The organism is Neisseria bergeri (genome assembly GCA_003044455.1).
Classification (GTDB): Bacteria; Pseudomonadota; Gammaproteobacteria; order Burkholderiales; family Neisseriaceae; genus Neisseria; species Neisseria bergeri.
On sequence record POWY01000028.1, the window covers coordinates 1 to 5,873 of the forward strand.

The 5,873-nt window shown below is 51.3% G+C and carries 2 tRNA genes, 3 rRNA genes and 1 pseudogene; all 6 read right to left on the minus strand.

The annotated features are described in order from the left end of the window. Positions 1 to 375 (minus strand): annotated as a pseudogene (locus tag DBY86_RS12590) (helix-hairpin-helix domain-containing protein); the annotation flags it as partial. An 80-nt stretch (positions 376 to 455) separates the two neighbouring features. Further along, positions 456 to 569, minus strand: a 5S ribosomal RNA gene (rrf, locus tag DBY86_RS12595). Between the two features lie 94 nt (positions 570 to 663). After that, positions 664 to 3,555, minus strand: a 23S ribosomal RNA gene (locus tag DBY86_RS12600). 378 nt (positions 3,556 to 3,933) lie between these two features. Beyond that, positions 3,934 to 4,009 (minus strand) — tRNA-Ala (locus DBY86_RS12605). 6 nt (positions 4,010 to 4,015) lie between these two features. Continuing rightward, positions 4,016 to 4,092: transfer RNA gene (locus DBY86_RS12610), tRNA-Ile, on the minus strand. Positions 4,093 to 4,192: 100 nt separating this feature from the next. Next, positions 4,193 to 5,733, minus strand: a 16S ribosomal RNA gene (locus DBY86_RS12615). Together the 16S, 23S and 5S rRNA genes with 2 tRNA genes alongside form the textbook arrangement of a ribosomal RNA operon. Between the last annotated feature and the right edge of the window lie 140 nt (positions 5,734 to 5,873).

Below are 5,873 nucleotides of genomic sequence, written 5' to 3' on the forward strand. Positions count from 1 at the left end.
CCGGTTTGGCGGGGGCTTTGGGTGCGGGCGCGCCGACCGAAGCCTGGTCCTTCAGCTTCGCCAGCACCGCCGGGCCGATGCCCTTCACCTTCGTCAACTCGTCCACAGACTTGAACGCACCGTTTTGCGCGCGGTATTCCGCAATGGCCTTCGCCTTCGCCGGACCTATGCCCGGCAGCGCCTCCAACTCCTGCGGCGAAGCGGCATTGATGTTTACCGCCGCAAGGGAGAAGGCGCAGGAGAACAGCATACAGAACAGCACGAACATTTTCTTCATGGTTTTTCCTTTAAGGGTTGCAAACAATAAAACCGCATCCTGCGGACGATAAGGTTTGTCATTTTAAAATGAATACCCGGACGCTTCAAGCCCCGCATCCGCCCGAAGCCCGCATTTCCCGACCCGCTTTGCGGGTAAGGCAAAAACCCCCGAATAATCGGGGGTTTTCTGAAAGGGTGTTTGGCAGTGACCTACTTTCGCATGGAAGAACCACACTATCATCGGCGCTGAGTCGTTTCACGGTCCTGTTCGGGATGGGAAGGCGTGGGACCAACTCGCTATGGCCGCCAAACTTAAACTGTTACAAATCGGTAAAGCCTTAATCAATATATTCGGTAATGACTGAATCAGTCAGTAAGCTTTTCATTTGAAGTCCTTCAAATGATAGAGTCAAGCCTCACGGGCAATTAGTATGGGTTAGCTTCACGCGTTACCGCGCTTCCACACCCCACCTATCAACGTCCTGGTCTCGAACGACCCTTTAGTGCGGTTAAACCGCAGGGGAAGTCTCATCTTCAGGCGAGTTTCGCGCTTAGATGCTTTCAGCGCTTATCTCTTCCGAACTTAGCTACCCGGCTATGCAACTGGCGTTACAACCGGTACACCAGAGGTTCGTCCACTCCGGTCCTCTCGTACTAGGAGCAGCCCCCGTCAAACTTCCAACGCCCACTGCAGATAGGGACCAAACTGTCTCACGACGTTTTAAACCCAGCTCACGTACCACTTTAAATGGCGAACAGCCATACCCTTGGGACCGACTACAGCCCCAGGATGTGATGAGCCGACATCGAGGTGCCAAACTCCGCCGTCGATATGAACTCTTGGGCGGAATCAGCCTGTTATCCCCGGAGTACCTTTTATCCGTTGAGCGATGGCCCTTCCATACAGAACCACCGGATCACTATGTCCTGCTTTCGCACCTGCTCGACTTGTCGGTCTCGCAGTTAAGCTACCTTTTGCCATTGCACTATCAGTCCGATTTCCGACCGGACCTAGGTAACCTTCGAACTCCTCCGTTACTCTTTGGGAGGAGACCGCCCCAGTCAAACTGCCTACCATGCACGGTCCCCGACCCGGATTACGGGTCTGGGTTAGAACCTCAAAGACACCAGGGTGGTATTTCAAGGACGGCTCCACAGAGACTGGCGTCTCTGCTTCTAAGCCTCCCACCTATCCTACACAAGTGACTTCAAAGTCCAATGCAAAGCTACAGTAAAGGTTCACGGGGTCTTTCCGTCTAGCAGCGGGTAGATTGCATCTTCACAACCACTTCAACTTCGCTGAGTCTCGGGAGGAGACAGTGTGGCCATCGTTACGCCATTCGTGCGGGTCGGAACTTACCCGACAAGGAATTTCGCTACCTTAGGACCGTTATAGTTACGGCCGCCGTTTACTGGGGCTTCGATCCGATGCTCTCACATCTTCAATTAACCTTCCAGCACCGGGCAGGCGTCACACCCTATACGTCCACTTTCGTGTTAGCAGAGTGCTGTGTTTTTAATAAACAGTCGCAGCCACCTATTCTCTGCGACCCTCCTGGGCTTACGGAGCAAGTCCTTAACCTTAGAGGGCATACCTTCTCCCGAAGTTACGGTATCAATTTGCCGAGTTCCTTCTCCCGAGTTCTCTCAAGCGCCTTAGAATTCTCATCCTGCCCACCTGTGTCGGTTTGCGGTACGGTTCGATTCAAACTGAAGCTTAGTGGCTTTTCCTGGAAGCGTGGTATCGGTTACTTCGTGTCCGTAGACACTCGTCGTCACTTCTCGGTGTTAAGAAGACCCGGATTTGCCTAAGTCTTCCACCTACCGGCTTAAACAAGCTATTCCAACAGCTTGCCAACCTAACCTTCTCCGTCCCCACATCGCATTTGAATCAAGTACAGGAATATTAACCTGTTTCCCATCGACTACGCATTTCTGCCTCGCCTTAGGGGCCGACTCACCCTACGCCGATGAACGTTGCGTAGGAAACCTTGGGCTTTCGGCGAACGGGCTTTTCACCCGCTTTATCGCTACTCATGTCAACATTCGCACTTCTGATACCTCCAGCACACTTTACAATGCACCTTCATCGGCCTACAGAACGCTCCCCTACCATGCCGGTAAACCGGCATCCGCAGCTTCGGTTATAGATTTGAGCCCCGTTACATCTTCCGCGCAGGACGACTCGACCAGTGAGCTATTACGCTTTCTTTAAATGATGGCTGCTTCTAAGCCAACATCCTGGCTGTCTGGGCCTTCCCACTTCGTTTACCACTTAATCTATCATTTGGGACCTTAGCTGGCGGTCTGGGTTGTTTCCCTCTTGACAACGGACGTTAGCACCCGCTGTCTGTCTCCCGAGGAACCACTTGATGGTATTCTGAGTTTGCCATGGGTTGGTAAGTTGCAATAACCCCCTAGCCATAACAGTGCTTTACCCCCATCAGTGTCTTGCTCGAGGCACTACCTAAATAGTTTTCGGGGAGAACCAGCTATCTCCGAGTTTGTTTAGCCTTTCACCCCTATCCACAGCTCATCCCCGCATTTTGCAACATGCGTGGGTTCGGTCCTCCAGTACCTGTTACGGCACCTTCAACCTGGCCATGGATAGATCACTCGGTTTCGGGTCTACACCCAGCAACTGTTCGCCCTATTAAGACTCGGTTTCCCTACGCCTCCCCTATTCGGTTAAGCTCGCTACTGAATGTAAGTCGTTGACCCATTATACAAAAGGTACGCAGTCACACCACTAGGGTGCTCCCACTGTTTGTATGCATCAGGTTTCAGGTTCTATTTCACTCCCCTCCCGGGGTTCTTTTCGCCTTTCCCTCACGGTACTGGTTCACTATCGGTCGATGATGAGTATTTAGCCTTGGAGGATGGTCCCCCCATATTCAGACAGGATTTCACGTGTCCCGCCCTACTTTTCGTACGCTTAGTACCACTGTTGAGATTTCGAATACGGGACTATCACCCACTATGGTCAAGCTTCCCAGCTTGTTCTTCTATCTCGACAGTTATCACGTACAGGCTCCTCCGCGTTCGCTCGCCACTACTTGCGGAATCTCGGTTGATTTCTTTTCCTCCGGGTACTTAGATGGTTCAGTTCTCCGGGTTCGCTTCTCTAAGTCTATGTATTCAACTTAGGATACTGCACAGAATGCAGTGGGTTTCCCCATTCGGACATCGCGGGATCATAGCTTTATTGCCAGCTCCCCCGCGCTTTTCGCAGGCTTACACGTCCTTCGTCGCCTATCATCGCCAAGGCATCCACCTGATGCACTTATTCACTTGACTCTATCATTTCAAGAACTTCTTTGACTTCGTTTACCTACCCGTTGACTAGGGAAGTAAACTTGAAATTCCTACTTTGATAAAGCTTACTGCTTTGTTGTGTCTTAATCCTGCCTTTTGTGTTTCAGGATTAAGTCGATACAATCATCACCCAAATACTGTTTCGGTTTGCTTTTCCATGTTTTGACATTTGGAATCAACACCGGTTGCAACCGGTTTCGATTCGGCAAACCAACTTTTATTTGTTTGTTGATTTCGGCTTTCCAATTTGTTAAAGATCGATGCGTCGTTATTCTACTCCGCAAATCAAAATAAGTTGCTATAAAATATAAAAGTACACATAAAATAAAAGCAACAGGATTACTTTGATTTGCAAAGTTTTGGTGGAGGCAAACGGGATCGAACCGATGACCCCCTGCTTGCAAAGCAGGTGCTCTACCAACTGAGCTATGCCCCCCGTTCTTGGTGGGTCTGGGAGGACTTGAACCTCCGACCCCACGCTTATCAAGCGTGTGCTCTAACCAGCTGAGCTACAAACCCGGATTCTCTTCTTAAGCGAACCTTGCCTTCACTCAAGCTTCTTCCGCATCTTTTCAGTTTACCGATAAGTGTGAATGCCTAAAACCTCTTCTTTCTCTAGAAAGGAGGTGATCCAGCCGCAGGTTCCCCTACGGCTACCTTGTTACGACTTCACCCCAGTCATGAAGCATACCGTGGTAAGCGGGCTCCTTTCGGTTACCCTACCTACTTCTGGTATCCCCCACTCCCATGGTGTGACGGGCGGTGTGTACAAGACCCGGGAACGTATTCACCGCAGTATGCTGACCTGCGATTACTAGCGATTCCGACTTCATGCACTCGAGTTGCAGAGTGCAATCCGGACTACGATCGGTTTTGTGAGATTGGCTCCGCCTCGCGGCTTGGCTACCCTCTGTACCGACCATTGTATGACGTGTGAAGCCCTGGTCATAAGGGCCATGAGGACTTGACGTCATCCCCACCTTCCTCCGGCTTGTCACCGGCAGTCTCATTAGAGTGCCCAACCGAATGATGGCAACTAATGACAAGGGTTGCGCTCGTTGCGGGACTTAACCCAACATCTCACGACACGAGCTGACGACAGCCATGCAGCACCTGTGTTACGGCTCCCGAAGGCACTCCTCCGTCTCTGGAGGATTCCGTACATGTCAAGACCAGGTAAGGTTCTTCGCGTTGCATCGAATTAATCCACATCATCCACCGCTTGTGCGGGTCCCCGTCAATTCCTTTGAGTTTTAATCTTGCGACCGTACTCCCCAGGCGGTCAATTTCACGCGTTAGCTACGCTACCAAGCAATCAGGTTGCCCGACAGCTAATTGACATCGTTTAGGGCGTGGACTACCAGGGTATCTAATCCTGTTTGCTACCCACGCTTTCGGGCATGAACGTCAGTGTTATCCCAGGAGGCTGCCTTCGCCATCGGTATTCCTCCACATCTCTACGCATTTCACTGCTACACGTGGAATTCTACCTCCCTCTGACACACTCTAGTCACCCAGTTCAGAACGCAGTTCCCAGGTTGAGCCCGGGGATTTCACATCCTGCTTAAGTAACCGTCTGCGCCCGCTTTACGCCCAGTAATTCCGATTAACGCTCGCACCCTACGTATTACCGCGGCTGCTGGCACGTAGTTAGCCGGTGCTTATTCTTCAGGTACCGTCATCAGCCGCTGATATTAGCAACAGCCTTTTCTTCCCTGACAAAAGTCCTTTACAACCCGAAGGCCTTCTTCAGACACGCGGCATGGCTGGATCAGGCTTGCGCCCATTGTCCAAAATTCCCCACTGCTGCCTCCCGTAGGAGTCTGGGCCGTGTCTCAGTCCCAGTGTGGCGGATCATCCTCTCAGACCCGCTACTGATCGTCGCCTTGGTAGGCCTTTACCCCACCAACCAGCTAATCAGATATCGGCCGCTCGAATAGCGCAAGGCCCGAAGGTCCCCTGCTTTCCCTCTCAAGACGTATGCGGTATTAGCTGATCTTTCGATCAGTTATCCCCCACTACTCGGTACGTTCCGATATGTTACTCACCCGTTCGCCACTCGCCACCCAAGAAGCAAGCTTCTCTGTGCTGCCGTCCGACTTGCATGTGTAAAGCATGCCGCCAGCGTTCAATCTGAGCCAGGATCAAACTCTTATGTTCAATCTCTAACTTTTTAACTTCTGGTCTGCTTCAAAGAAACCGACAGGACAATGTTTAAAACATTATCTTGTCTGTCTTTTAAACAGTGTGAGGCTCAAGGCACTCACACTTATCGGTAATCTGTTTTGTTAAAGAGCGTT